Annotated in this window: 2 rRNA genes; both read right to left on the bottom strand. The window is 46.9% G+C overall.

From position 1 onward, the window contains the following. Positions 1–42: 42 nt before the first annotated feature. Positions 43–157, bottom strand: a 5S ribosomal RNA gene (gene rrf / locus KQ486_RS14230). 72 nt (positions 158–229) lie between these two features. Then, positions 230–574, bottom strand: a 23S ribosomal RNA gene (locus tag KQ486_RS14225); the annotation flags it as partial.

Below are 574 nucleotides of genomic sequence, written 5' to 3'. Positions count from 1 at the left end.
GAGACCTTGCGGTCTCAATGCGGCTCATCGCATCCATTTTTTGCCTGGCAACGTTCTACTCTAGCGGAACGTAAGTTCGACTACCATCGACGCTAAGGAGCTTAACTTCTGTGTTCGGCATGGGAACAGGTGTGACCTCCTTGCTATAGTCACCAGACATATGAATGTAATTTATACATTCAAAACTAGATAGTAAGTAAAAGTGATTTTGCTTCGCAAAACATTTATTTTGATTAAGTCTTCGATCGATTAGTATTCGTCAGCTCCACATGTCACCATGCTTCCACCTCGAACCTATTAACCTCATCATCTTTGAGGGATCTTATAACCGAAGTTGGGAAATCTCATCTTGAGGGGGGCTTCATGCTTAGATGCTTTCAGCACTTATCCCGTCCACACATAGCTACCCAGCTATGCCGTTGGCACGACAACTGGTACACCAGAGGTATGTCCATCCCGGTCCTCTCGTACTAAGGACAGCTCCTCTCAAATTTCCTACGCCCACGACGGATAGGGACCGAACTGTCTCACGACGTTCTGAACCCAGCTCGCGTACCGCTTTAATGGGCGAACA

Source organism: Allobacillus halotolerans (assembly GCF_018967645.1).
Classification (GTDB): Bacteria; Bacillota; Bacilli; order Bacillales; family Alkalibacillaceae; genus Allobacillus; species Allobacillus halotolerans.
Note: the sequence above shows the minus strand (reverse complement) of the source record. Positions and strands in the feature narration are given on the sequence as shown.